The following is a 22,820-nucleotide window of genomic DNA, read 5'->3' on the forward strand; positions in this document are numbered from 1 at the left end:
CGCGATGCCGACCTACCGCCCCGGTCCCGTCTCGCTGATCCTCGCCGCCCTGGTCGCGCTATTCCTGCTGTTGCCGTTGCTCGCCGTGATCCCGGTGTCGCTGACGCCGAGCCGCATGCTGGCGATGCCGTCGGGCGAACTGTCGCTGCGCCATTACCAGGCGCTGATCGAGGATCCGCGCTGGATCAATGCGATCCTGCTCTCGATCAGGATCGGCATAGTCAGCAGCGCCTTTTCCACGGTGCTGGCGCTGGGCTTCAGCCTCGGCGTCTGGATGTTCCAGCCGCGCTTCACCGCCGCTCTCGTCGGCTTCGTGCTGCTGCCGATGGTAGTGCCGCCGGTGGTGTCGGCAATCACGCTCTATTTCCTGCTGACCTCGGTCTCGGGGTTCTCGTCGTTCTTCGGCTATGACACCTGGCTGGGTGTCGCGATGGCGCATGCGGTGATGACGGTGCCCTTCGCCACGGTGCTGATCCTGGTGTCGCTCAGCCAGCTCGACCGCCGCATCGACCTCGCCGCCCGCGGCCTCGGCGCGACCGTATGGGAGCGCGCCACCCGCATCATCATGCCCAATATCAAGTTCGGCATCGTCACCGCAGCACTGCTCTCCTTCGTGCTGTCCTGGGAAGAGATCGGCGTCACCCTGTTCATCACCTCGGTCAACGCCATCACGCTGCCGCGGCTAATGTGGATGGGCCTGCGCGACAACATCGACCCGGCGATCGCAGCGCTCTCGGTGATCCTGATCGTCATCACCGTGCTGGTGCTTGTGGCGCGCAGCGTCGTGGTCAGGCTGCGCGCGGCGCAGTAGACGCGCCTCACGCCGTGGTGACTGGCGCAAATGAAACCTTGCGCTACGATTTTCGTTATAGGTAGTTCAACACGTCGAAGGCTTCGCCATGAACCAAGGATGGTTTTCCAAGCCGGTTGCGGTTGCGGTCGGCATCGTGGGAGATATCCGCAACATTTCCAATGCACGGCAGGCTGTCGAATTGCTGGAAGCCCACTGGCGCGACGCCGGCAGCGCCAAACACGGCTTGGCACTGCGCACATGCCGCCGCGCCATGAGCGACGATCGCTGGACCGAAGCCGCCAGGGACGCGTTCATCGAGGCCGCGCGGGAGGCGCATGTCCTGGTCGAGCGAGCCGTCGAACCGCAGGACCGGTCCAGGCAGGCGGGACCGTGATCGATTTATGAGAGCCTCGGTGGTTCGGCCGATCTATTGCATCTCAGGCAGCATGCAGCCTTGGAATGGCGCTGACGTCGACCTCGCGCTCCGCGTGCCACGCATCGTAAGCGGCCTGCATCCTGAGCCAGATCGCGGCGCCGTCGCCGAACATCTTTCCAAGGCGCGCCGCAACAGCCGGCGACACCGGCTTCTTTTCGCGGATGATGTCGTAAAGCTGCTGGCGCGAGATTCCGAGCAGATTGGCGATTTCCACCTTGGTCTTGCCGGTTGCCGGGATAATGTCGTCGAGCAACGCCCCGGGGTGGGATGGGCAGCGCTCCATCGGATGCATCGGCTCATACACGCTCATAATCGATTTCTCCAATCTAAGCCGTCTCAATGGTACTGTTCGAAATCGACGCGGACAGCATCATTGGCGTCGAATTCAAATGTGATGCACCACGGCCCGTTGACATGCACCGTGTAGCGGGTCGGGCTGAAGCCCTTTAATGCGTGGAAGTCGAAGCCGGGCAGGTCCATGTCGTCAGGTCTTGCCGTGACTTCCAAACGGTCAAGCCGGACAAGGATGCGCTTATGCATCTTGGCGTCGATCTTTCCGGTCTTTCCGGTTTGAAAGAGGTCCGCCAGCGCCTTGTGCTCGAACGACTTGATCATGCAGCATGTAAGCATATCGCTTACACGGGTCAAGCAGGTGTAAGCAAATGATTTACGGAATGGTCCGAGCCCATCGAAGGCAATAATACGCCCGCTGGACGCTGGGCCGGGCCAGCCGAATACCTGGCGGACCGATGTCACGGCATTATCCGCTAACCCATCGCCTGGCGGATTCTCTTGGACAGGCGGCTCAAAAATGCCGGTCTCGACGACGCATCAAGCTTCCACGACAGGACTGCGGTCGCCATTTTCCGCGGCAGCACCCCGACCGACAGGAACCAGGCGGCAAGGATGGCGCGCCGCCGCAGCGATGCGGTCATTTCAAGGCTGGCGACGGCGCCGGCCGCCCCGAGCGCCAGCCGGGAATCGTCGGCCACGGGGTGTCGGTCTCGGTCCGCGCAAAGCGACGCCAGCCGCTCTTCCAGGTGGACCGGATCGTGGCGGACAGCATCCGACGGCACGATGGTCAGGCCGATCCCGGAGGCCTGGTCCGACAGCGCCTGCATGCGGCGGAAATCGTGGGTCACCCGCCAGCGTGCCCGCTCGGCGAGCTTTTCACCGAAGACCGAATGATTGGCGCCGTGGATCCGGTAGGCGCCGAGGCATTCGTCGATGGACTGGACGTGCCCGTACATCGGCGCCAGCGTTGCCAGATAGCCGTCGGCGCCCTGGCGGAACTCCGGCTCCGGTATCGGCATGATCGATTCGAGCGTTGCGCGGTCAAAGGCGAGCCCGCTGGTCACGGTGGTCTGGTAGCGACCCTTGTGCAGGAGTTTCGGCATGACGTCGCCGCTGTCGAAAGGCAGTTCGGGCGGCGGAAAGACATCCTTGATGCGTTGCCCCTCGTAGACGATATGCAGTCTGGACTGGACCTGAGCGGTTGCCTCGTCCCAGGTGTCGACAATGGTGGAGACGGCGGTTGGATAAAGATAATCGTCGGCGTCGAGGAACAGGACGATCTTGCCCGAGCTCGCAGCGAAGCCGGTGTTGAATGCCGCCGCGTGTCCGCCATTTTGCGCTCGCGGGCATGCGAGGATCTCGTCGTGATACGATTCCATGATCGTCGTGGAATTGTCCTGCGATGCATCGTCGACGACGATGACCTCGACATCCGCGTAGTCCTGCTCGAGAGCGCTGTCGATGCTGCGTTTAAGGAACCGCGCATAGTTGTAGTTCGGGATGATGATGGATACCGGAAGCCGGTTTTGGACAGACTGCATCGCGTTTGACCTCGCATCTTGCTTTGGTTCGGCAAAAGCCCTCATGGGCTCGCCCTTCTTCAAGCGCCCCTCTTGACGCGCGACGAGTTCCCCGGAGGAGAAAGCTTGCGCTTTCCACGAGGAGACGGTCACGTTTCGCTTTGCGACTTCGTATTGAGGCCGCCATTGCCTTCAAGGGCTGCTGCCATGCGCAGAGGGTCGGCGGCAGCAAAAGCTCCGACGTTCGGCCAAGGTGATGTCGCAGCCGAGCCCGACGGAAATGTCTCGCCTCGCGATCAGGTCGGGAGCGAAGCGGACGGGTGCCCTGAAGACATGGCGGATAGTGGCCTGCAAATGCGGCTGGAACAAGCCCCGCGTCGAAAACAGGGCCACTTCAGGTTGCGTTTCAGGCGGCATGCCGCGACCGCCGGCGCTTTTGCCCCGGAGCCGGCGAACCGCCTCCGGGGCTTATGGTCATGTGGCCTAAACAGTCAGGCGGCCTGCAAACCCGGCAGCGACAGGTCGACTTCCTCCGGTAAGTCGCCGGCCATGGCGGCGGCGAACTTCGTCTGATCGAGTTCTCCTTCCCAGCGTGCCACCACGACCGTCGCCACCGCATTGCCGATGAAGTTGGTCAGCGCCCGGCATTCCGACATGAAGCGGTCGACGCCGAGGATCAGCGCCATGCCGGCGACCGGCACGGTGGGGACGACCGAAAGCGTCGCCGCCAGGGTGATGAAGCCGGCGCCGGTGATGCCGGCGGCACCCTTGGAGCTCAGCATGGCGACGGCGAGCAGCAGGATCTGGTCGCCGTAGGTGAGTGGCGTGTCGGTCGCCTGTGCGATGAACAGCGCGGCCAGCGTCATATAGATGTTGGTGCCGTCCAGATTGAAGGAATAGCCGGTCGGGATGACCAGGCCGACCACCGAGCGGTTGCAGCCGGCGCGCTCCATCTTGGCCATGAGGCCCGGCAATGCCGCTTCCGAGGACGAGGTGCCGAGCACCAGCAGCAGCTCCTCTTTGATGTAGCGGATCAGCGCCAGGATCGAGAAGCCGTTGTAGCGGGCAACCGCGCCGAGCACCACCAGCACGAACAGCAACGCGGTCAGGTAGAATGTGCCGATCAGCATGGCCAGGTTGGCGATCGAGCCGATGCCGTATTTGCCGATGGTGAAGGCCATGGCGCCAAACGCGCCGATCGGCGCGGCCTTCATCAGGATGGCGACGAGGCGGAAGATCGGCGTGGTCAGCGCCTGCAGGAAATCGACGACCGGACGGCCGCGATCGCCGACCAGCGCCAGGGCGACACCGAACAGCACCGAGAAGAACAGCACCTGCAAAATGTCGCCTTGCGCGAAGGCGCCGGTGATGGTGTCGGGGATGATGTTCATGAGGAAGCCGACGATGGTCGTGTCGTGCGCCTTCTCGGCATAGGCCGTCACCTTGGCGGTATCGAGCGTGGCCGGATTGATGTGCATGCCGGCGCCGGGCTGGACGACATTGGAGACGACCAGGCCGACGACCAGCGCCAGCGTCGAGAACACCAGGAAATAGATCATCGCCTTGCCGGCGACGCGGCCGACCTTCTGCAGGTCGGAAACACCGGCGATACCGGTCGCCACGGTCAGGAAGATCACCGGCGCGATCACCATCTTCACCAGCTTGATGAAGGCGTCGCCGAACGGCTTCATCGCCTCGCCGGTTTCGGGATAGAAATGGCCGAGCAGCACGCCGGCGGCGATCGCCGCGAGCACCTGCACATAAAGATGCCGGTATAAGGGAAGTTTGCCGCGCGGCTCGGCGGCAGCGATTGCTGTCTGCATGACGTCCTCCATGGCGCCCCGATCGAAAGCTCGACTCCCCGGGGCAGTTGTTTTGACCAGCAGCCTCGCGACTGCCGAATTCGTGTTTGCAACAGCCGTGCCAGATACGCAGAAGAGTTATTCATCATTGATTTTGTTGAGCATTCACAAACGGCCGCACTGCCGGACGCATGGTCAAGTGCGACTCTCCGCATAGGTCGAATTGTGTTTTGTGCGAGTTCATGCACAAATGGGCGATGCTGCAACGCCCCGCCGGTGCCTTGTCTTCGACGCCCGAGCAACTCGCCAGGCGGGCGCGCCGAGCCTGGCTGCTGTTTGCGGCCGTCGCGCTTTTGATCGTCACGGCAGCGCTCTACGGCGCCGGCCTTTACGGCCGTACCGCCGAGATCGGGACCCTGGCGGCGCAGGGGCGTACCGACGCCAATCTGAAGGTCGCGCTGCTGCGCGCCGTGCTCGAAAGCCCGCGCGCCCTGCCCCTGCTGTTGTCCGCGGACCAGCAAGTGCGTGATGCGCTGACGCAGAAAAACGCCGCGGCAATAGATGTGCTGAACCGCAAGCTCGAGGGGCTGGTCTCCGGCACCAAGGCGTCGGTGCTCTATGTGATCGGCGCCGACGGACTGGCGATCGCCTCCAGCAACTGGCGCGAGCCGATCAGCTTCGTCGGCAACGACTACCGTTTTCGCGATTATTTCTCCGGCGCGATGCAGGCCGGAACCGCCGAATATTTTGCGCTCGGCAATGTCAGCAAGCGTCCCGGCCTCTACATTTCGCGGCGCGTCGGCGATGCCGCCGCACCGCTCGGCGTCGTCGTCGTCAAGATGGAGTTCGACCAGCTCGAAGCCGACTGGCGCGAGGCCAACCGCCCGGCCTATGTCAGCGACGAGAACGGCGTCGTGCTGATCACCAGCGTGCCGTCCTGGCGCTTCATGACAACCGCGCCGCTGGCCGCACCCAAGCAAGCCGCAATTCGCGACAGCCAACAGTTCGGCGACGCGCCGCTTGTGCCGTTGCCGATCATGCACGCGCAGGCGCTCAGCCCGGATGTGTCGATCGTCCACGCGGTGACGCCCGGCGGCAGCGACGCGCAGTATCTCAGCCTTTCGACGCCGGTTCCTTCGACCCCCTGGCGGCTCGAATATCTGATCCCGGCTGAAGCGCCGATCGCCGCCGCCGTCCGCGAAATGCGGCTTCTGGCACTGGGTGTCGTCGTGCCGCTGCTCGGCCTGGCCGCGTATCTGTTGTGGCGCCGGCAGTCGGCGCAGATGCGGATTGCCGCCGAACAGGCGGCGCGCACCGAACTCGAACGCCGCGTTGTCGAACGCACCGAGGATCTGAGCCGAGCCCGCGACCGGTTGCAGGCCGAGATCACCGGCCACCGCAACACGGAGGCAAAGCTCCAGGTGGTGCAGCAGGACCTGGTCCAGGCCAACCGCCTCGCCATCCTCGGCCAGGTCGCCGCCGGCGTCGCCCACGAGATCAACCAGCCGGTCGCCACCATCCGTGCCTATGCCGACAACGCCCGCACCTTCCTCGACCGCAAGCAGACCGGGCCGGCTGAGGAAAATCTCGGCGCCATTGCAGCCCTTACCGAACGCATCGGCTCAATCACCGAGGAGTTGAAGGCATTTGCCCGCAAGGGCCGCACCGCCGCCGAGCCCGTCGAATTGCGCGGCGTCATCGAAGGCGCCGTCATGCTGTTGAGAAGCCGCTTTGCCGGCCGGCTCGACGCATTGGTCGTCGACCTGCCGCTGCCGAGCCTCAAGGTCATGGGCAATCGGGTGCGGCTCGAACAGGTGCTGATCAATCTCTTCCAGAACGCGCTGGAGGCGCTCGACGGCCGCGACGACGCTCATGTGCAGGTCTCGGTCGAAGAGACCGCGGACGGCGTGACGATCAGCGTATCCGACAACGGGCCCGGCATTCCGCCGGCGATCCTCAAATCGCTGTTCACGCCGTTCAACACCTCCAAGGAAAAAGGCCTTGGCCTCGGCCTCGTCATCTCCAAGGACATCGTCGCCGACTATGGCGGACGCATCGAGGTTTCGAGCGGCGACAGCGGCACCCGCTTCACCATTCATCTCCAGAAAGCAGCGTAAGCCATCATGACGAACGACAATTCCGCACCGGTGGTCCTGATCGATGACGATCGCGATCTCCTCAAGGCCACCGCGCAGACGCTGGAGCTTGCCGGCTTCTCGGTCTCGGCCTTTGCGGTGGCGGCCGAGGCGCTGGCCACGCTCGACGCCGGTTTTGCCGGCGTCGTGGTGTCGGATATCCGCATGCCTCAGATCGACGGCTTGCAGCTTTTCAATCGCATCCTGCGGCTGGATGCCGACATTCCCGTCATCCTCGTCACCGGCCATGGCGACATCGCCATGGCCGTCAAGGCGATCAAGGACGGCGCCTACGACTTCATCACCAAGCCCTTCGCCGCCGACCGGCTGGTGCAGAGCGTGCGCCGCGCAGCGGAAAAGCGCCGCCTGGTAATGGAGAACCGGGCCTTGCGCGAGGCGGCCGGAGAGGCGCAGGACAGCCTGCCGCTGATCGGCCAGACGCCGGCGATGGACAGGCTGCGCCGTACGCTGCGCCAGATCGCCGATACCGACGTCGACGTGCTGGTGACCGGCGAGACCGGCTCCGGCAAGGAGGTGGTGGCAAGTCTTCTGCATCGCTGGAGCCGCCGCGCCAAGGGCAATTTCGTCGCGCTGAATTGCGGCACGCTGCCGGAGACCGTCATCGAGAGCGAGTTGTTCGGCCATGAGGCCGGCGCCTTCACCGGCGCGCAGAAGAAACGGATCGGCCGCATCGAGCACGCCAGCGGCGGCACGCTGTTCCTCGACGAGATCGAAAGCATGCCGGTCTCGACACAGGTGCAGATGCTGCGCGTGCTGGAGATGCGCGAGGTCACGCCGCTCGGCACCAACGAGGTGCGGCCGGTGGATCTGCGCGTCGTCGCCGCCGCCAAGGTCGACCTCGGCGATCCGCGCCAGCGCGGCGCTTTCCGCGAGGATCTCTATTACCGGCTCAACGTGGTGACGATCTCGATCCCGCCGCTGCGCGAGCGCCGCGACGATGTCGCCCTGCTGTTTTTCTATTTTGCGGAGCGCGCCGCCGCCCGCTTCCACCGCCCTGTGCCGGCAGTTCCAGCGACGGTGCATCGCCATCTGAGCGACCATGACTGGCCGGGAAATGTGCGCGAGCTGGCGCATTTCGCCGAGCGGTTCGTGCTTGGATTGGAGGAAGGCGCCGAGACGCAACCCCCTGCCCCGACCCAATCGAACGCCGCCATGAAGCTGCCGGAGCGGCTGGAGCGCTACGAGGCCGACATCATCCGCGAGACGCTTGGCCGCAACGACGGCGATGTCAGGCGCACGATCGAAGCGCTGGGGATTCCGCGCAAGACTTTCTACGACAAGCTCCAGCGCCACGGCATCGTGCGCAGCGATTTTTCCCGGTAATCGCCGGCGGCCTGGACCGGCGGCTCGGTTACTTGGCGTCGTGGAAGATGATGCCCACAGTGTGGCGCATGCCGGAGCGTAGCCGGCTGACGCCATGCCTGAGGTTGACGCGGTAATTGCCCTTGCTGCCCTGGACCGGACGATTGTGGACCGCGAAGGCGACCGCATCGCCCTGGCGCAGCGGCACCACCTCGACGCGGCTCTGCATGCGCGGACGCTGCTCGGTCAGCACGAACTCGCCGCCGGTGAAATCCTTGCCTGGTTCCGACAATAGGATCGCCACCTGCAGCGGGAAGGCAAGATCGCCGTAGAGATCCTGGTGCAGGCAGTTGAAGTCGCCGGGGACATATTGCAGCAGGAGCGGCGTCGGCCGCGTCTGGCCCTGCTCGTGGCATTGCTCGAGGAACGCCGCGTGTTCGTCGGGATAGCGCTGCGCGATACCCATGCGCGCGTTCCAGTCGTTGGCAACCGCGGCCAGGCGCGGATAGAGCGCGGTGCGCAAGCCGCCGATCAAGTCGGGCAAGGGATAGCGGAAATAGCGGTACTCGCCCTTGCCGAAACCATGCCGCGCCATGTGCACATGGCTGCGGAAATGGCTCTCGTCCGGATAGAGCCCGGCGATATGCCGGCACTCCTGCGGCGTCAGCAGCTTTTCCATCACCGCGCAGCCATAGCCGCTCAGCTCATCGGCCAGCGTCCGCCAATCATATCCGGCAACGCGCACCTCCGCCGATTTCACCGCCGCTTTCGCGCCTATCGAATGGATGGTCATGGCTTCGCCTCCTGTGGCTTCTCTGTCAATTGAAATGGGTGAAGCGGCCCGCGCAGACCACCCGTTTCTTGCCGGGTGAGCCTTGCGGGACGGGACGTCATTCAATTTCCGATTTCGTGGTCATGGGCTAAACTTGTTCCACTCAACGGGACCACCACCTCATGATCGTCCAGACCTGCATCAATGGCGCGCGCAGCGCCGATTTCCACCCCCGACTGCCGCTTGATCCCGAAGCCATTGCGCGAGACGGCACGGCCTGCGTGGCCGCAGGTGCGGCCGAGTTGCATGTCCATGCACGCGGGCTCGATGGCCGCGAAAGCCTTGCCCCTGACGCAATGGACCCGACCGTGCTGGCGCTGCGCCGCGCCTGCCCGGGAACGCTGATCGGCGTCTCCACCGGCGCCTGGATCGAGAGCGACGACGAGCGCACGCTTGCCGCGATCGCCCGCTGGAGCGAGCTGCCCGACTATGCCTCGGTCAATCTCAGCGAGAATGCAGCACCGGCAGTCATGGGCCGTCTGCGCCAGCGCGGCATTGGCATCGAGGCGGGGCTTGCCTCCGTAGCCGACGCCGAACGCCTGGTGAGCCTCGACCATGGCAACCGCGTGCTGCGCATCCTGATCGAAATCTCCGAGCAGGAGCCGGACGCTGCGCTTGAGATCAGCGACGATATCGCCGCCGTGCTCGACGGCGCCGGAATGCGCCGGGCAATCCTGCTGCACGGCGCCGACGCCACGGTCTGGCCTTTCGTGCACCGGGCGGCGGAACGCCGTTGGTCGACGCGCGTCGGACTGGAAGACGGCAAGGAGCTTCCTGATGGAACAGTAGCACCCGGTAACGCTGCGCTGACAGCGGCAGCCGTCGCTATCTTCGAGACCAGTCGTTAGCACGGGGAAAGCGTCGATGGCCGCCGATCCCCCTCTTCAGGGGGGAGATAGCAAGTTTTGGCAAATAGGCAGGTCTAAGTCGGCGAACTCAAGCGTGGCAGCACGCTAATGTCAGTAAAATCTATCTAAAACTTTACATATTAATTAAACCAGCAATTAATCAGCACATCAACGACCCCGTATGTTAGTGCTCTCCCGCACCGGGGACCATTTTTATGAAAATCATTCCGCAGAATGATCACGCCGCGCCGCGCCGGATTCAACAGTATACATCGATACAGATCCTGCGGGGGCTGGCAGCCCTCATGGTTGTTACCTATCATCTTCCGGGCGCACTGGGCATGCTCGACCTGCGTATTCCCGTTCTGAACAGTGGCGTCGACTTGTTTTTCGTCATCAGTGGTTTTGTCATGGTTCTCTCGACGGAGAACAGACGCTCAGACCACCGTGCTTTTTTGATGCAGCGGTTCACGCGCGTCGTTCCGTTCTATTGGGTTATGACCTTCCTCATGGTCGCCGCACTTTGGTTGTTTGCCGATCGTGCAGTGTCTCTTGAGCAGATCACCAATAGCCTGCTTTTCATACCCTATCTCGATACGGTCACAGGCTATGTCCAACCGGTGCTGGGCGTGGGTTGGACGCTCAATCTGGAAATCCTGTTTTACATTCTGTTCGCGGCGACTATGCGTGTCGGCACGCTGACGCAAATGGCCATGGTCGGCGTTGTCTTTGCAATCGCCGTAGCGGCGCGCATCGTCTTCAAACCCGCCGCCGACACTGTGCTGTTTTTCTATACCACGCCAATCCTGTTTGAGTTCCTTGCCGGCATGGCGCTCGGCCACCTGGTCGGCAGACTGGCGCGTTTGCCTACCGTCCTGGGTGTCTCGGCGCTCGTGTTCGCCATCGTGTCCATGCTGGTGATGGTACTTGGCTTCAACTTGCCGCGAACCCTTGCTCAGGGAATCCCGGCCTTGATCCTTGTCGCCGGTTGCATCAGCCTGGAAAACTACTTCCGGCTTTTTGCTCCTCGCCTGCTGGCAAGGTTGGGCGATGCCTCCTACTCTCTCTATCTGACGCATCCTATCGTGCTGCTTGCGACCGCTCCTGTCGTTGCAAGCGTCAGCGTATCACCATGGCTTGCTGGCATGGTTATTGTCACCGCCTGCATTGCCGTCTCCCTGGCCAGCTACAGTTTTGTTGAAAAGCCGATTTTGGCCATTTCGCGGATGAGCCTTTCCGCCCGTCACGTGAAGGCATGAACTGCGGCTGCGCTCCGCGGAACCACGCTGTCTCGCCAACCTTAGACCGGCGGCGCTGAACCTTCAAAAGATCCGGAAACAAAAACCCGCCTCGGGAGGATGGGTCGTTGGAGCCAAATTGGCACCATATCCAAATTAATAGCATAGCTGCCGGCACAAAGCAAGAACAAAATGTGGCGTCCTCGACGAAACTGCCGACAGGCATAGGGGCACCGCGCACGACATGCCTCTTGCCATTGTTAAAAATCTCTCATAACGTATTTTCATATCCGAAAGAAAATCCGACCGTTTATTTCCCTTTATGAAAGCCTGAGCGTTTGCGCGAACATCTCGATCAGACCGACCGGCGACTGGTCAAGCTGCTGTCGCAGGACGCGCAGCTTGGCGTCAACCGCCTCGCCGAGAAGATGGCGATCTCGGTGCCGACGGTGCGCATGCGGCTGCGCAACCTGCTCGACCGCAACCTGCTCAAGATCGTCGGGCTGCTCAACCTCACCGAACGCCCCGAGCTGATCTCGGCGATCGTCGGCATCAATGCGCAGGGACGCGGCCGCGCCCGGGAACTGGCGCAGCGCATCTCCGAACTGCCTTTCGTGAACTCGGCAGCCGTCGTCACCGGACGCTTCGACATCATCGTCGACGTGACTGTGGCCGGTGATGTCGCCGATCTCTACCGCGTCACCAGCGAGCTGATCCCCGGCGCCGGTGAGCCGGGCGAAGTCGTGCGCAGCGAGACCTTCGTCGTCATGGCCTCCTGCAACAAATGGGTCAGCCTGCCGGAAGGCTGCTGGTCGGACGAGCCGCGGAAGGAAATGGCATGAAGATCGCGGTTCTCGGCGGCCTCGGCCTGCAAGGCCGGGCGGCGATCGCCGATCTCGTTGCCAGTGACGGCGTCGAGCAAGTGGTCTGTGTCGACACCGCAACCGACGGCGCTGCGCGGCTTGGCGGCCTGACCGACCTTGCCCGGGTGCGTTTCGTCGTGCCGGAGGACGCGATCGGCCCAGCATTGGCCGATGTGATGAAGGACGTCGACGCGGTCATCGACCTGTTGCCGCAACCGCTGATGCGCGAGGCGGTGCAGGCGGCGATCGCGACGCGCACGCCGCTGGTCACCACCAATTACGGCAAGGCCATCGCCGATCTCGCGCCGGAGGCCGAAAAGGCCGGCGTCTCGATCGTCACCGAATGCGGGCTCGACCCCGGCATCGACCTTGTGCTCTACGCGCGCGCCGCAAGCCAGTTCGACACCATCACCGCGATCGATTCCTACTGCGGCGGCATTCCCGAGCCGAAAGCGGTGGTCGAGCCGCTGCGCTACAAGGTGAGCTGGAATTTCGACATGGTTCTGGTCAGCCAGAACCGCGACAGTGTGCTGGTCGAGAATGGCGAACGGGTCGATGTGCCGGCCGCCCGCCAGCACGACAATCGCTTCATCCACGAGATCGAGGTGGCGGGGCTGGGCAGGCTGGAAGCCTTCCCCAATGGCGACGCGCCGCATTATGCCGGCATGCTTGCCGCCGCAAAGGGGCTGCAGCGCTCCGGCCGATATTCGCTGCGCTGGCTTGGCTGGTCGGCGTTCTGGGCGCCGCTGAAGCAGCTCGGCTTCCTGTCCGAGGAAAAGGTATCCGGCACCGGTGTCAGCCCACGCGAATTCCTCGGCCGGCTGCTTGGCCCGCAACTGCAATATGGCGCGGACGAAAAGGACCTTTGCGTCATGCGCAACGTGTTTGTCGGCAGCGAAGGCGGCCGCCGCAAGACGGTGACCTCGGAGCTGGTCATCGAACGCGACCTCGCCTCCGGCCTGTTCGGCATGAGCCTTGGCGTCGGCTATCCCGCCAGCATCGTGGCGCAGATGCTGGCACGGCGCGAGATCGCCACGCCCGGCCTGCTCAACCCACTGCTGCATGTGCCCGATGGCCGCTTCCTCGACGAGCTGGCCAGGCGCGGCATCAAGGTCGCCGAAACGGTGAGCTGGGATTGAAGATTTTCGAACGGTGGTTGCCGCCGGCAACGGCGCTGCCGCTCAAAAAGCACCCGATGGGGTGAAACAACAAGTGGAACAACAAACGACAACAAGGAGGAATGCCCAAATGAAGATTGCCAAGCTTTTCATCGCCGGACTTGCGCTCGTCGGCCTCACCGCTGCCGCCAGTGCCGGAACCCTCGACGAGATTACCAAGCGCGGTGAGTTGCGCGTTGCGGTGCAGACGCAAGGCCCGCCCTTTTCGCTGGTGGGTGCTGCCGGCGAACGCACCGGCAGTTCGGTCGAACTCGCCGAACTGATGGCCAAGGAAATGGGCGTCAAGATCACCTTCCTCGACTTCGACTGGGACGGCCTGATCCCGGCGCTGCTGTCGGGCAAGGCCGATCTTCTGGTCGCCGACATGACGCCGACGCTGGCGCGCGGCATGAAGGTCGCCTTTACCAAGCCTTACATGTACACGGGCAGCACCGTCTTCACCAAGGCTGGGACCGCCTTCAAGTCCACCGAGGACTGCAAGGCCAAAGGCACCAAGATCGCGGTGCTGCTCGGCGCCACCGGCGAGAAGGAAGCCAAGGCCGCCTTCCCCGATGCCGACATCAAGAGCTACAAGGGCGGCGGCCCGCTGCTGCTCGACGCCGTCAATAACGGCCAGGCCGATTGCGGCGTCAACGACGTCTCGGCGGTCAAGGGGCAGTCGACCGCTTACCCAGCCGGCAGCTTCACCATCATGCCGGATATGCTGTCGAAGGAGCCGCTGGCCTTCGCCACGCGCTATGACGAGCAGGACCTGCTGGTCTGGATGAACCTGTTCCTCGACCAGGTCAGCCTCGACGGCCGCCTGCAAAAGAACCTCGATTACTGGGTGAATTCCGACGCCTGGAAGAAAGACCACTAACGGATAGGGAGTAGGGAGTAGGGAGTAGGAAGTAGGAAGTAGGAAGTAGGGATGGCCATTCCGGACACCTTCACTACTCACTACTCACTACTCACTACTCACTACTCACTACTCACTACTCACTACTGCCTACTCACTACTGCCCACTCACCATGCTCGAAAACTTCAGCTTCCGCACCATCGTCCAATATCTGCCCCTGTTCGGGCGGGGCCTCGTCACGACCGTGTGGCTGTCTGTCCTGTCCTTTGCCGGCGCGCTCGCCGTCGGCATCGTGCTCGCCGCGATGAATTTGCAGCGCGGCCGGCTGTTCCGCGTCCCGGCCAAGGCCTATATCGACGCGGTGCGCGCCACGCCCTTACTGGCGCAGCTCTATTTCCTCTATTTCGGCCTGCCGCGGCTCGGCTTTATCCTGCCCGAGTTCGTCGTCGGCATCCTCGCTTTGTCGCTGAACAGCGGCGCCTATGTCGCCGAGATCATCCGTGCCGGCATCCTGTCGATCCCGCGCGGCCAGGTCGAGGCCGGCGTCGCTTCGGGCATGACCTATGTCCAGCGCATGCGTCTCGTCATCCTGCCGCAGGCGTTCAAGGTGACGATCCCGCCGCTGCTCGGCCAGGCGATCGTGCTGGTCAAGGATTCCGCCCTGTTGTCGCTGATCTCGGTTGCCGAGCTGACGCGCGCCGGACAATTGCTCGCCTCCGACCGCTTCATGCCGGCGGAAGGTTTCATCACCATCGCCGCCTTCTACCTCCTGCTCTATTACGGGCTGAAGGGACTGGCGGCGCTCTCCGGGCGCTGGCTCGGCCTCGCGGGGGCACGGATATGATCTGGCAGCAGCTGCAAAGCGTCGCCGGCAGCTATCCCCTGGCGCTGCGCGGCCTCGGCATGACCGTGGTGCTGTCGCTGATCAGCCTGGTGCTGGGCACGCTGCTCGGCTTCGGCCTCGGCATCCTGCGCACCGGCGGCAACCGGCTGATCAGCGGCGCGATCGGCGCCTGGGTCGACCTGATCCGCGGCACACCGTTCCTGGTGCAGATCTTCCTGATCTTCTTCATCCTGCCGGAACTCGGCATCGAGCTCGACGCCTTCACCGCCGGCATCATCGCGCTGACCAATCTGGCCGCCTGCTTCATCTGCGAGATCGTCGTCGCCGGCATCCGCTCGGTGCCGACCGGCCAGGTCGAGGCGGCGCTGGCGTCCGGCCTGTCGCGCTGGCAGCGCATGCGCCAGGTGGTGCTGCCGCAGGCGATGCGCATCGTGCTGCCGCCGCTGGTCGGGCAATATGTGCTGCTGATCAAGGATTCCTCGGTCGTCTCGGCCATCGGCCTGACCGACCTCACCCGCGTCGGCTGGCTGGTGGTGCAGCGTGTACCCAATGGGCTGCTGGTCTTCTTCCTCGTCGGGCTCGGTTACTTCATCGTCTGCTACCCCCTGATCATGCTGGCCCGCCGGCTGGAGCAACGCATGGGCGCGGCGCATGGCGAGGTGCAGTTGTGATGTCGAACCTTAGCAAAAATGGCACTGGCATGATCGAATTTCGCGGCGTCAACAAATGGTTCGGCCAGCTCAACGTGCTCAGGGATATCACGCTGAGCGTCGAGCCGCGCGAAGTGGTCGTCGTCTGCGGCCCTAGCGGCTCGGGCAAGAGCACCCTGATCCGTTGCATCAACGGGCTGGAGACGATCCGCGACGGCGACCTGACGGTCGACGGCCAGCGCCTCGGCGACGCCGCCACCAACATGACGCGGCTGCGCACCGAGATCGGCTTCGTCTTCCAGTCGTTCAATCTCTACCCGCACAAGACCGCGCTCGAAAACGTGACGCTGGCGCCGATCCATGTCCGCAAGATCCCGCGCGCCGAAGCCGAAAAGGCCGGACGCGAGCTGCTCGCCAAGGTCGGCCTTGCCCACAAGGTGAATGCCTATCCGGCGCAACTCTCAGGCGGCCAGCAGCAGCGCGTGGCGATCGCGCGCTGCCTCGGCATGCGCCCCAAGATCATGCTGTTCGACGAGCCGACCTCGGCCCTCGATCCCGAGATGATCTCGGAAGTGCTCGACGTCATGGTCGCGGTGGCCGAGGAAGGCATGACCATGATGGTGGTGACGCACGAGATGGGCTTTGCCCGCAAGGTCGCGCAGCGGGTGGTGTTCATGGACGCCGGCGCCATCGTCGAGAGCGGCACGCCGGACGAGTTCTTCTCGCATCCGAAGACCGACCGCAGCCGCGCTTTTCTGAGCAAGATCCTGCGGCATTAGGGGGGCATCAGGAGAAAGCGGACCTCAGACGATGCCGTGCTTTCTCAACAGCGCCTGCTCGTCGTCCGATATCCAGCCGAAAACCTTCGGCTCGCCGTCCAACTTCTGCACGAGGTAGTGGACGTCAAAATCTATCGCCACCTTCGATTGATCCTTGCGGGCATAGGTTGCTGTCCAGGCGACATGAGCCACGCAATGATGTTCGTCTATCGGCGAGAGCCGGACATTGCGTATCCGCATTTCCTTCGTCCCTATCGCGCGATAGTGCGCATGGCCTTGCGCCATGACCTGCTTGAATTGCTTATCGTTCTTTCCAGTCATGACCCCGGCGGGCGAAGCCGCTATGAAGTCCGAAGCATACAGCGATGCGACCTCATCCATGTCCATGTCGCCGCCGAGGGACTGGTTGAAAAAGCGCTCATATCGCTCGAATAGCTTCCTTACGCTGGTCTCCATAGTTTCATCTCCCAGGTGCGGCTATGTTGGGTGGGACCAGGAAACGCTCCGCCGATCTCCGACATCCGCGATTGCCCCTCAGCCAATCATGACTTCGTCCCAGGGCGGAGCAAGATCCTGCGGCATTGAGGCTTAGATTCAGTCAGTTGGTTGCCACCGATGGCCCAGATGGGTGGTTGGACTTATCCGGAGGTGCGGATCTATCGGCAAAGATTTGACGTCCTATTGGAGAGACCGATCGTGCGCTCAATTGCCTTTATCTGACTCAACACTGCGGTTGGCCGACGCGAGGAAGCGTGCAGATAACAAGTGAATGGATCTCGTCGCAATAGACCATGTTGTAATAAGAAAAAATAGCGTTGCGACAAAGGCAACTAGGGAAAGGCTGACGACGCCAAGAACAGCAAATGGGTCACTTTCCACGGTCGCGATGAAATTGTCAGACGGCCGAAAAGCCCCGGCAATGGCTGATCGGAGCTCAGGATTGTAATGGAAGAAGGCGAGAATCGCAGCGAAGAGACATAAAACTAGAATAGCCGCTAAAACCGATTCTGCGCTTTCAAAGGACGTGCGTTCTTTAAATTTATGGGAAGATTGGATCATCTAAATACCTATGCAAAGAAGAATTTAGCGATCTGGTTTGCTCATTTATCCATCGGTTTTCTAGCGATTCGATAGAGTCGCGATGCCTTGTCCGCACATTATGAGCAGCGTCGAGGCATATGCAAGCGATGCAGCCAGATGCTTCCGCTGCTTGTGCCGTTGAACAGCATCGGTCGACCGCCCCGCCCTACGGCGAGGAACCCAAGCCTATTGCGCGTCCGCGTGAGTGCTCAATTCTGCCCTCTTCTCATCCGACACCACGGCGAGGTCGAGCACCTTCTGCAATTCAGCAGCATGGCGGAAAGACGGTTCGGCCTGGATGCCGTTGCGGGCTGCATCGACAAAGCGCTGGTAGTTGGTCGCCACCGTTCCGGCGTCCAGAACCTGCCATTTGGCGTTCTCGATGTCCTCGCCGATGCAGGCTTTCAGCTCCGAGCTGGTCAGATTGTGCACGACTTCGATGCCACCCTTGTCGCCGTAGATGCGCAGGCGGAGTTCGTTCAAATGGCCCGTCGCCCAGCGGCTGGCATGAACGACACCGAAAGCGCCATTGCTGAAATCCAGCGCCATGGTGAAACTGTCATTGGCGTCGAGCTCGTACTCGCCGATGCGGTTGCCCGGCGCCTTGTCGAAGGACCGCAGGCGACAGAACACATGGTCGATGTCGAGTGCGGCGCCATAGCTGGCGAAATCGAGGATGTGGATGCCGACGTCACCCAGCACGCCGTTGGAGCCATGGCCGCGCGACAGGCGCCACAGCCATTTCGAATCGGTGCGCCAGTCGCCCCAGAATTTGGACACCAGCCAGCTCTGCAGATAGGAGGCCTCGACATGCCTGACCGTGCCGATGTCGCCGGCCAGCACCATGGCGCGCGCTCTCTGCAGCGGCGCGACATTGCGATAGGTCAGGTTGACCATGTTGATGATGCCGGCTCGCTCGGCGGCATCGGCCATGTCACTGGCCTTCTCGAAGTTTTCGGCCAGCGGCTTTTCGCAAAGCACCGGCTTGCCCGCCGCGATCAGCATCATGGTGGTCGGATGGTGGATGCGATCGGGCGTCACGTTCGCCACCGCGTCGAACTTGCCCCAGGCCAGCGCCTCGTCCAGCGACGCGAAGCGGTTGGGGATGCCATAGATGTCCGAAAACTTGTCGACACGCGTACGGTCGAGATCGACGGCGCCGATCAGTTCGACGCCCTCGATCTTGCCGAACTGCCTGGCATGCTCCTCCGCCATCCAGCCGGTACCGAGTATCAACAGACGCATGATTCTTATCCTTAGGATAGGGCTTTATCTTCTTGTTCAATCATGGATTTGTCGTCTAGCGAAAGCCGGCTTCGCCGGCGGAATGAAGCTTTCCGCCGCGCTCGACGATCGGCTCGAGCGCCTTTTCCACCGGCACGTTCGGCGCATCGAGGATGGCCGGATTGGAGCTTTGCGGGTTGTGCGCCCATCTCACCGCATTGCGCAGCACCTTGTGGACGTTGGCGTCGTGATAGGTCGGATAGGTCTCGTGGCCGGGCCTGAAATAGAAGATGTTGCCGGCGCCGCGGCGATAGGTCAGCCCCGACCGGAACACTTCGCCGCCTTGGAACCAGGAGATGAACACGGTCTCGAGCGGCTCCGGCACGGCGAACTGCTCGCCATACATCTCCTCGTTCTCGAGCTCGAAATACTCGCCGATCCCGGCAGCGATCGGGTGGCTTGCGCTGGTCACCCAGAGCCGTTCGCGCTCGCCCGCCTCGCGCCATTTCAGCGTGCAGGGAGTGCCCATCAGCTTCTTGAAGATCTTCGAGAAATGGCCGGAATGGAGAACGATCAGCCCCATGCCTTCCCAGACGCGGCGCGCCACGCGCTCGACCACTTCGTCGGCGACGGCGCCATGGTCCTTGTGCCCCCACCACAGCAAGACATCGGTCTCGGCCAGACGGTCGGCCGGCAGCCCATGCTCCTTCTGCTCCAGCGTCGCCCACGACACCGAAATCTCCGGGTCGAGCTTCAGCGCATTGGCGATCGTCGCGTGCATGCCCTCAGGATAGATGCCGGCGACCACCTCATTGGTCCGCTCATGGATATTCTCGCCCCAGACGACAGCGCGTATTGTCATGATGTCCTCGTGATTGTTTGAAGCTGCAGCCGCCCCGGCCGGTCATTCATAATATCCTCGGCCGGGAATGAAAACCTCGAGATTGGCCCAAACGTCCCCAGCGTCGTCATCCCAGGGCGAAGCAGGAGCGAAGCGACGTCGCGAAGACCCTGGGATCCATGCCGTGACTTCTACGCGCTGCGACGGTGCAGAACCTCGATGCAGGAGGGATAAGAGGTGAAAGGATTGCGACAGAACGGCGTCAAATCTGCATCGTTGCATTCTTCGGCTGATGCAACGGCATGGATCCCAGGGTCTGCGCTTCCGCTTCGCGTCCGCTCCGCCCTGGGATGACGAAGCCGTAAAGGACCGCCGCGAACCTAAGCCCCTCGCCCCTCTTGGGCGACGCGTGTCAGCGGCTTCGACAGGCGCGGCACGACGACAAGGCGCTTGATCTTGCCTTTCTTGTAGGCGGCGAGGAAGCGGGCATAGTCCTTGAAGACGACGCAGCCATTGGATTCGGCGCGCCCGCCGCGCAGCATGTAGGTGTGGGCGAGCAGGCCGTCGCGGCCATATTTGTTGCTGCCGCTGGCCGGCGTCAGACGGATCGCCTCGACACCGTGGAAGCGCGATTCGCGCATCGTCAGATTGTAGGTGTCCGGCGGCGTCGGGCCGACATTCTTCTTGTGGACGTAGCGTGGCTGGTCGACCATCGCGCCCAGTCCCGAATGTGCCTCCAGCCGCGAGCCGTCGGGCATATAGACGGTCTTGGCCGAGATGTCGTAGACGGCGACGCCAGTACCCATGTTGGGCGTGGTGAACAGGTTCCTGAAGGCTCCGCCGAGTCCACCGGAAGGCATGTCGGGCTTGGCATAGGCCAGCATGTCGCCGCCCTGGGTCTTCGACCGTTTGCCCGGCTTGCCCGACACCGCCGGCACTGCCGCTTGTGACGAATTGCGAGGCGACAGGCTGCCGGGTTGCGTCTCGACCGGCGGAGCGTCGGCCGTCTGCACCTTGCTCGCCTTGGCGGTCCTGGAGGCCTGCGCCTTGGGCGGCTCCGTTTTCGATGCCTGATCCTTTTGCGCCTGGGCCTTTGGCGCCTGGTCTTTTGGCGCCTGATCTCTTGATGCTTGAGCCCGCGGCGCCTCGGCCGGCTTATCGATGTCCGCCCGCGGACGCAGCGTCGGCAGCGGAATGCTGTCGGGCATGTCGTCTTGCGGCGGCAGCGAGGCCAGCTGGATCTCGGGTTCTTGCGGCTCTCGTGAAGCTGCGGGCTCGCTTGCCGCGGCGGGTGCCGGGAGCACGTCGATCATCTGCTCCGGCAACGTATTCGCCAGCGCCAGTGCCAGGCGCGACGAGCGTTCGATCTCCGCCACCGCCGGCCCGAAGCGCACCGACGCCGGGCCGTTCGGGTCGGGTATGCGTACCGGCTCGGCGAACCGGGCGTCGGCCGGCAGGCTTGCGAGCATGACGGGTGAGCCGGCACGGGCAAAGGCGGCGGCAAGCTTTTGCGGCGACAGCCCTGCTTTGGCTACCACGTCGTCGAAGCTCGATTGCCGCGATGCATCGGCGACAAGCGGCACGGTATTGCGCTTGAGACGCGCCGATTTTCCCTGGTGAACGAAGTTCGACGCCGACCGCAGGCAGTTGGCATCGCACCCGTGCTGCAGCAGCTTGGCCGACAGCGCCGCGTTTGCTGCGGCCCACGTCGGGGCCTGCGCCTTTGCAAGGCTGCGGCGAGGATCGGCGAGCGCGATGGTGCGCGGCGCGAGCAGGCTTTGCGGGAGACCGTTGGAAGCGGCGCTGAGCGAGGTTCCCACTGAATAAAGGCCGGCCAAGGTCGCCACCGACCATAAAGCAATGGCTGCGCCGACGGCCGGAACCGCGACCCAGCGCAGGCCGGGCCTCATCGAAGTCAATCCAGTTGCAGGACTGTCACCCCGGGTTTTCGCACTTACAAACGCCATTCAACCACTCTCAATCGGCCGATGCCGGCTAGCGGATTTCGCAGCCGTGACATTCACAGTTCGCCTGGTGCCCCCAGCACGCTTTGCGTCTGTTGCCGATTGATTCAAAAGATGGACAAAGTTGGTTAACCAATCCCTCTACCGACCGCCGATTGGGCGACGGTCACACCGAAAAACGCCCTCCAAAACCTGCATAGTTGGCAAAACTGCCCTCCAATGATGACTTTGCTGCCCGTTTTTGTCGGCCGAGTCAAGAAAGCGAAATGACTAGACCTTGCTGGGCGGAGTCGGCCATGGCTGCCAAAGTGAAGCCGGGCCGACCAGAATCTTGCGGCCGGCAGCCGCCGCCATCAAGCCCCGGCAATCGGTCAAACCGGCGATTATCGACCTGGCACTTGTCGACCTGCCACTCGGGCGAATGAACGTTAACATCTGAGAATTCGGGATAGCGGCAAGATGTTTGCCGCACAGCAGCTGAATGTCGCCAAGTGCCGGAGCGGGATATCCAACACCTAGGCCACAGCCACCACTATGTGAGCCTGGATTTTGGCAGCAACCTCGCCGCTGCCATGCCTGTCTGCAATGGCGGCTGCGGCGTAGTCGGTTGCAGCGTCCAGTTTTCCCGCCTCTCTGGTCTCGATTTCATTGCGAAGGAGAGTGCCCTGGCAATAAGCAACGGCCGGAACGCGGGGCGAGGAGGCACGGCTTTGTTCGGCTCTCGTCTCGATCACCACACCGGAAAAACCTGCGTCCTCCACCTCGCTACGGATCAGTGCCGTATCGTGGTAGCCATGCGGCGTGCGTGCCAGAAAGCGCGGCGGATCGTTCGGAAAAATCCTTGCGAGAGCGTTCGTCACATCGTCGGCAAACACGTTCTCCTCGATGCGATCCCATACGCTGAATAGAAAATGTCCTCCGGGCTTCAGGACTCGCCGGGCTTCGCGGTAGGCAGATGAGCGGTTGGGAAAGAACATCGCGCCGAACTAACAACAAACGAGATCGAAGGCCGCATTTTCAAACGGTAGCGCCAGAGCATCCGCCTGACGCCATTTGATGCGATCGTCGGGAGCTTGCCGCGAAGCAGCGTAGTCGAGCATCGGCTGGTTGAGGTCGGTTACGACATAGCTTGCACCGGGCGACAGTTTTGGCGCCAATGCGCGGGTGACAACGCCGGTGCCCGCGGCGGTTTCCAAAACGGCGCTTGGCGACAAGGACGCTGCCCGTCGTGCAAGATCTGCGGCGAACGGCTCGAAAATTAACGGCACCATATAGCGGTCGTAGTTTTCCGGAATTGAGCCGGCGAATACCTTGTCCGTTTCCAACATTGCTATCCC

Annotated in this window: 22 protein-coding genes and 1 pseudogene; 12 read left to right on the forward strand and 11 right to left on the reverse strand. The window is 62.8% G+C overall.

Annotation, left to right across the window (positions count from 1 at the left end):
- Nucleotides 1–4 precede the first annotated feature (4 nt).
- Together NKH42_RS20100 and NKH42_RS20105 are read left to right on the forward strand one after the other, a co-directional pair.
- Nucleotides 5–811 (forward strand): ABC transporter permease, encoded by an 807-nt coding sequence (locus NKH42_RS20100; protein WP_352752716.1) that lies wholly within the window; start codon nucleotides 5–7, stop codon nucleotides 809–811.
- 88 nt (nucleotides 812–899) lie between these two features.
- The gene (locus NKH42_RS20105; RefSeq protein ID WP_352475640.1) at nucleotides 900–1,187 is read left to right on the forward strand and encodes a DUF982 domain-containing protein; all 288 of its coding nucleotides are present in this window, start codon (nucleotides 900–902) and stop codon (nucleotides 1,185–1,187) included.
- Between the two features lie 43 nt (nucleotides 1,188–1,230).
- Here the strand turns inward: NKH42_RS20105 and NKH42_RS20110 are convergent, their stop codons facing one another.
- From NKH42_RS20110 to NKH42_RS20125, 4 genes are all read right to left on the reverse strand, one after another.
- Complete coding sequence (locus NKH42_RS20110) at nucleotides 1,231–1,539, reverse strand: HigA family addiction module antitoxin (RefSeq protein WP_352507126.1); 309 nt, start codon at nucleotides 1,537–1,539, stop codon at nucleotides 1,231–1,233.
- Between the two features lie 26 nt (nucleotides 1,540–1,565).
- Complete coding sequence (locus NKH42_RS20115) at nucleotides 1,566–1,844, reverse strand: type II toxin-antitoxin system RelE/ParE family toxin (protein ID WP_352507177.1); 279 nt, start codon at nucleotides 1,842–1,844, stop codon at nucleotides 1,566–1,568.
- 152 nt (nucleotides 1,845–1,996) lie between these two features.
- Nucleotides 1,997–3,064 carry a glycosyltransferase family 2 protein gene (locus tag NKH42_RS20120; RefSeq protein ID WP_352752718.1) on the reverse strand — a complete coding sequence of 356 codons (1,068 nt, stop codon included), beginning with the start codon at nucleotides 3,062–3,064 and terminating at the stop codon, nucleotides 1,997–1,999.
- Between the two features lie 470 nt (nucleotides 3,065–3,534).
- A complete protein-coding gene (locus tag NKH42_RS20125) occupies nucleotides 3,535–4,866 on the reverse strand; it encodes a dicarboxylate/amino acid:cation symporter (RefSeq protein ID WP_254819444.1) in 1,332 nt (443 codons plus the stop codon).
- Between the two features lie 236 nt (nucleotides 4,867–5,102).
- Here NKH42_RS20125 and NKH42_RS20130 point away from each other — a divergent pair, with 236 nt between their 5' ends.
- Nucleotides 5,103–6,962 carry a sensor histidine kinase gene (locus tag NKH42_RS20130; RefSeq protein ID WP_352507124.1) on the forward strand — a complete coding sequence of 620 codons (1,860 nt, stop codon included), beginning with the start codon at nucleotides 5,103–5,105 and terminating at the stop codon, nucleotides 6,960–6,962.
- A gap of 6 nt (nucleotides 6,963–6,968) precedes the next feature.
- Nucleotides 6,969–8,324 carry a sigma-54-dependent transcriptional regulator gene (locus tag NKH42_RS20135; protein WP_352690371.1) on the forward strand — a complete coding sequence of 452 codons (1,356 nt, stop codon included), beginning with the start codon at nucleotides 6,969–6,971 and terminating at the stop codon, nucleotides 8,322–8,324.
- 28 nt (nucleotides 8,325–8,352) lie between these two features.
- Here NKH42_RS20135 and NKH42_RS20140 read toward each other — a convergent pair whose 3' ends face one another.
- Nucleotides 8,353–9,096: a 2OG-Fe(II) oxygenase gene (locus NKH42_RS20140; protein ID WP_352507122.1), complete on the reverse strand. Its 744-nt coding sequence runs from the start codon at nucleotides 9,094–9,096 to the stop codon at nucleotides 8,353–8,355.
- 161 nt (nucleotides 9,097–9,257) lie between these two features.
- Between NKH42_RS20140 and NKH42_RS20145 the strand changes: the two genes are divergently transcribed.
- From NKH42_RS20145 to NKH42_RS20180, 8 genes are all read left to right on the forward strand, one after another.
- Nucleotides 9,258–9,983, forward strand: a complete 726-nt coding sequence (locus NKH42_RS20145) for a 3-keto-5-aminohexanoate cleavage protein (RefSeq protein WP_352507121.1) — start codon at nucleotides 9,258–9,260, stop codon at nucleotides 9,981–9,983.
- Between the two features lie 215 nt (nucleotides 9,984–10,198).
- Nucleotides 10,199–11,242, forward strand: coding sequence for an acyltransferase family protein (locus NKH42_RS20150; protein WP_352507120.1), 1,044 nt, complete (start codon nucleotides 10,199–10,201; stop codon nucleotides 11,240–11,242).
- Between the two features lie 317 nt (nucleotides 11,243–11,559).
- Nucleotides 11,560–12,063: an Lrp/AsnC family transcriptional regulator gene (locus NKH42_RS20155; protein ID WP_352507119.1), complete on the forward strand. Its 504-nt coding sequence runs from the start codon at nucleotides 11,560–11,562 to the stop codon at nucleotides 12,061–12,063.
- Nucleotides 12,060–13,223: a saccharopine dehydrogenase family protein gene (locus NKH42_RS20160; RefSeq protein WP_352507118.1), complete on the forward strand. Its 1,164-nt coding sequence runs from the start codon at nucleotides 12,060–12,062 to the stop codon at nucleotides 13,221–13,223. The genes NKH42_RS20155 and NKH42_RS20160 overlap by 4 nt, the downstream gene beginning before the upstream one ends.
- Before the next feature lie 109 nt (nucleotides 13,224–13,332).
- A complete protein-coding gene (locus NKH42_RS20165) occupies nucleotides 13,333–14,121 on the forward strand; it encodes an ABC transporter substrate-binding protein (protein WP_352507117.1) in 789 nt (262 codons plus the stop codon).
- A 152-nt stretch (nucleotides 14,122–14,273) separates the two neighbouring features.
- The gene (locus NKH42_RS20170) at nucleotides 14,274–14,945 is read left to right on the forward strand and encodes an amino acid ABC transporter permease (RefSeq protein WP_352974371.1); all 672 of its coding nucleotides are present in this window, start codon (nucleotides 14,274–14,276) and stop codon (nucleotides 14,943–14,945) included.
- Complete coding sequence (locus tag NKH42_RS20175; protein WP_352455417.1) at nucleotides 14,942–15,616, forward strand: amino acid ABC transporter permease; 675 nt, start codon at nucleotides 14,942–14,944, stop codon at nucleotides 15,614–15,616. Before NKH42_RS20170 ends, NKH42_RS20175 begins: the two co-directional genes overlap by 4 nt.
- Nucleotides 15,617–15,645: 29 nt before the next feature.
- A complete protein-coding gene (locus NKH42_RS20180) occupies nucleotides 15,646–16,374 on the forward strand; it encodes an amino acid ABC transporter ATP-binding protein (protein WP_352752723.1) in 729 nt (242 codons plus the stop codon).
- A 24-nt stretch (nucleotides 16,375–16,398) separates the two neighbouring features.
- On the opposite strand, the gene NKH42_RS20185 is transcribed toward NKH42_RS20180, so the two are convergent.
- From NKH42_RS20185 to NKH42_RS20210, 6 genes and pseudogenes are all read right to left on the reverse strand, one after another.
- Nucleotides 16,399–16,830 carry a DUF6841 family protein gene (locus NKH42_RS20185; RefSeq protein WP_352507115.1) on the reverse strand — a complete coding sequence of 144 codons (432 nt, stop codon included), beginning with the start codon at nucleotides 16,828–16,830 and terminating at the stop codon, nucleotides 16,399–16,401.
- Nucleotides 16,831–17,076: 246 nt separating this feature from the next.
- Nucleotides 17,077–17,433, reverse strand: a complete 357-nt coding sequence (locus NKH42_RS20190; protein WP_352507114.1) for a hypothetical protein — start codon at nucleotides 17,431–17,433, stop codon at nucleotides 17,077–17,079.
- A gap of 207 nt (nucleotides 17,434–17,640) precedes the next feature.
- Nucleotides 17,641–18,699, reverse strand: coding sequence for a Gfo/Idh/MocA family protein (locus NKH42_RS20195; protein WP_352752725.1), 1,059 nt, complete (start codon nucleotides 18,697–18,699; stop codon nucleotides 17,641–17,643).
- Between the two features lie 55 nt (nucleotides 18,700–18,754).
- The gene (locus NKH42_RS20200; protein ID WP_352752726.1) at nucleotides 18,755–19,540 is read right to left on the reverse strand and encodes a ThuA domain-containing protein; all 786 of its coding nucleotides are present in this window, start codon (nucleotides 19,538–19,540) and stop codon (nucleotides 18,755–18,757) included.
- Between the two features lie 359 nt (nucleotides 19,541–19,899).
- On the reverse strand, nucleotides 19,900–21,429 hold the full coding sequence (locus tag NKH42_RS20205; protein WP_352752728.1) for a tlde1 domain-containing protein: 1,530 nt from the start codon (nucleotides 21,427–21,429) through the stop codon (nucleotides 19,900–19,902).
- Nucleotides 21,430–21,998: 569 nt separating this feature from the next.
- Nucleotides 21,999–22,811: pseudogene (locus NKH42_RS20210) on the reverse strand (class I SAM-dependent methyltransferase).
- Between the last annotated feature and the right edge of the window lie 9 nt (nucleotides 22,812–22,820).

The sequence above is a fragment of the Mesorhizobium sp. M1142 genome, assembly GCF_040318565.1.
Lineage (GTDB): Bacteria > Pseudomonadota > Alphaproteobacteria > Rhizobiales > Rhizobiaceae > Mesorhizobium.

Coding starts and splice junctions, on each gene's coding strand:
- NKH42_RS20100 (WP_352752716.1), top strand. CDS start 5: ATGCCGACCTACCGCCCCGGTCCCGTCTCGCTGATCCTCGCCGCCCTG.
- NKH42_RS20105 (WP_352475640.1), top strand. CDS start 900: ATGAACCAAGGATGGTTTTCCAAGCCGGTTGCGGTTGCGGTCGGCATC.
- NKH42_RS20110 (WP_352507126.1), bottom strand. CDS start 1,539: ATGAGCGTGTATGAGCCGATGCATCCGATGGAGCGCTGCCCATCCCAC.
- NKH42_RS20115 (WP_352507177.1), bottom strand. CDS start 1,844: ATGATCAAGTCGTTCGAGCACAAGGCGCTGGCGGACCTCTTTCAAACC.
- NKH42_RS20120 (WP_352752718.1), bottom strand. CDS start 3,064: ATGCAGTCTGTCCAAAACCGGCTTCCGGTATCCATCATCATCCCGAAC.
- NKH42_RS20125 (WP_254819444.1), bottom strand. CDS start 4,866: ATGCAGACAGCAATCGCTGCCGCCGAGCCGCGCGGCAAACTTCCCTTA.
- NKH42_RS20130 (WP_352507124.1), top strand. CDS start 5,103: ATGCTGCAACGCCCCGCCGGTGCCTTGTCTTCGACGCCCGAGCAACTC.
- NKH42_RS20135 (WP_352690371.1), top strand. CDS start 6,969: ATGACGAACGACAATTCCGCACCGGTGGTCCTGATCGATGACGATCGC.
- NKH42_RS20140 (WP_352507122.1), bottom strand. CDS start 9,096: ATGACCATCCATTCGATAGGCGCGAAAGCGGCGGTGAAATCGGCGGAG.
- NKH42_RS20145 (WP_352507121.1), top strand. CDS start 9,258: ATGATCGTCCAGACCTGCATCAATGGCGCGCGCAGCGCCGATTTCCAC.
- NKH42_RS20150 (WP_352507120.1), top strand. CDS start 10,199: ATGAAAATCATTCCGCAGAATGATCACGCCGCGCCGCGCCGGATTCAA.
- NKH42_RS20160 (WP_352507118.1), top strand. CDS start 12,060: ATGAAGATCGCGGTTCTCGGCGGCCTCGGCCTGCAAGGCCGGGCGGCG.
- NKH42_RS20165 (WP_352507117.1), top strand. CDS start 13,333: ATGAAGATTGCCAAGCTTTTCATCGCCGGACTTGCGCTCGTCGGCCTC.
- NKH42_RS20170 (WP_352974371.1), top strand. CDS start 14,274: ATGCTCGAAAACTTCAGCTTCCGCACCATCGTCCAATATCTGCCCCTG.
- NKH42_RS20175 (WP_352455417.1), top strand. CDS start 14,942: ATGATCTGGCAGCAGCTGCAAAGCGTCGCCGGCAGCTATCCCCTGGCG.
- NKH42_RS20180 (WP_352752723.1), top strand. CDS start 15,646: ATGATCGAATTTCGCGGCGTCAACAAATGGTTCGGCCAGCTCAACGTG.
- NKH42_RS20185 (WP_352507115.1), bottom strand. CDS start 16,830: ATGGAGACCAGCGTAAGGAAGCTATTCGAGCGATATGAGCGCTTTTTC.
- NKH42_RS20190 (WP_352507114.1), bottom strand. CDS start 17,433: ATGATCCAATCTTCCCATAAATTTAAAGAACGCACGTCCTTTGAAAGC.
- NKH42_RS20195 (WP_352752725.1), bottom strand. CDS start 18,699: ATGCGTCTGTTGATACTCGGTACCGGCTGGATGGCGGAGGAGCATGCC.
- NKH42_RS20200 (WP_352752726.1), bottom strand. CDS start 19,540: ATGACAATACGCGCTGTCGTCTGGGGCGAGAATATCCATGAGCGGACC.
- NKH42_RS20205 (WP_352752728.1), bottom strand. CDS start 21,429: ATGAGGCCCGGCCTGCGCTGGGTCGCGGTTCCGGCCGTCGGCGCAGCC.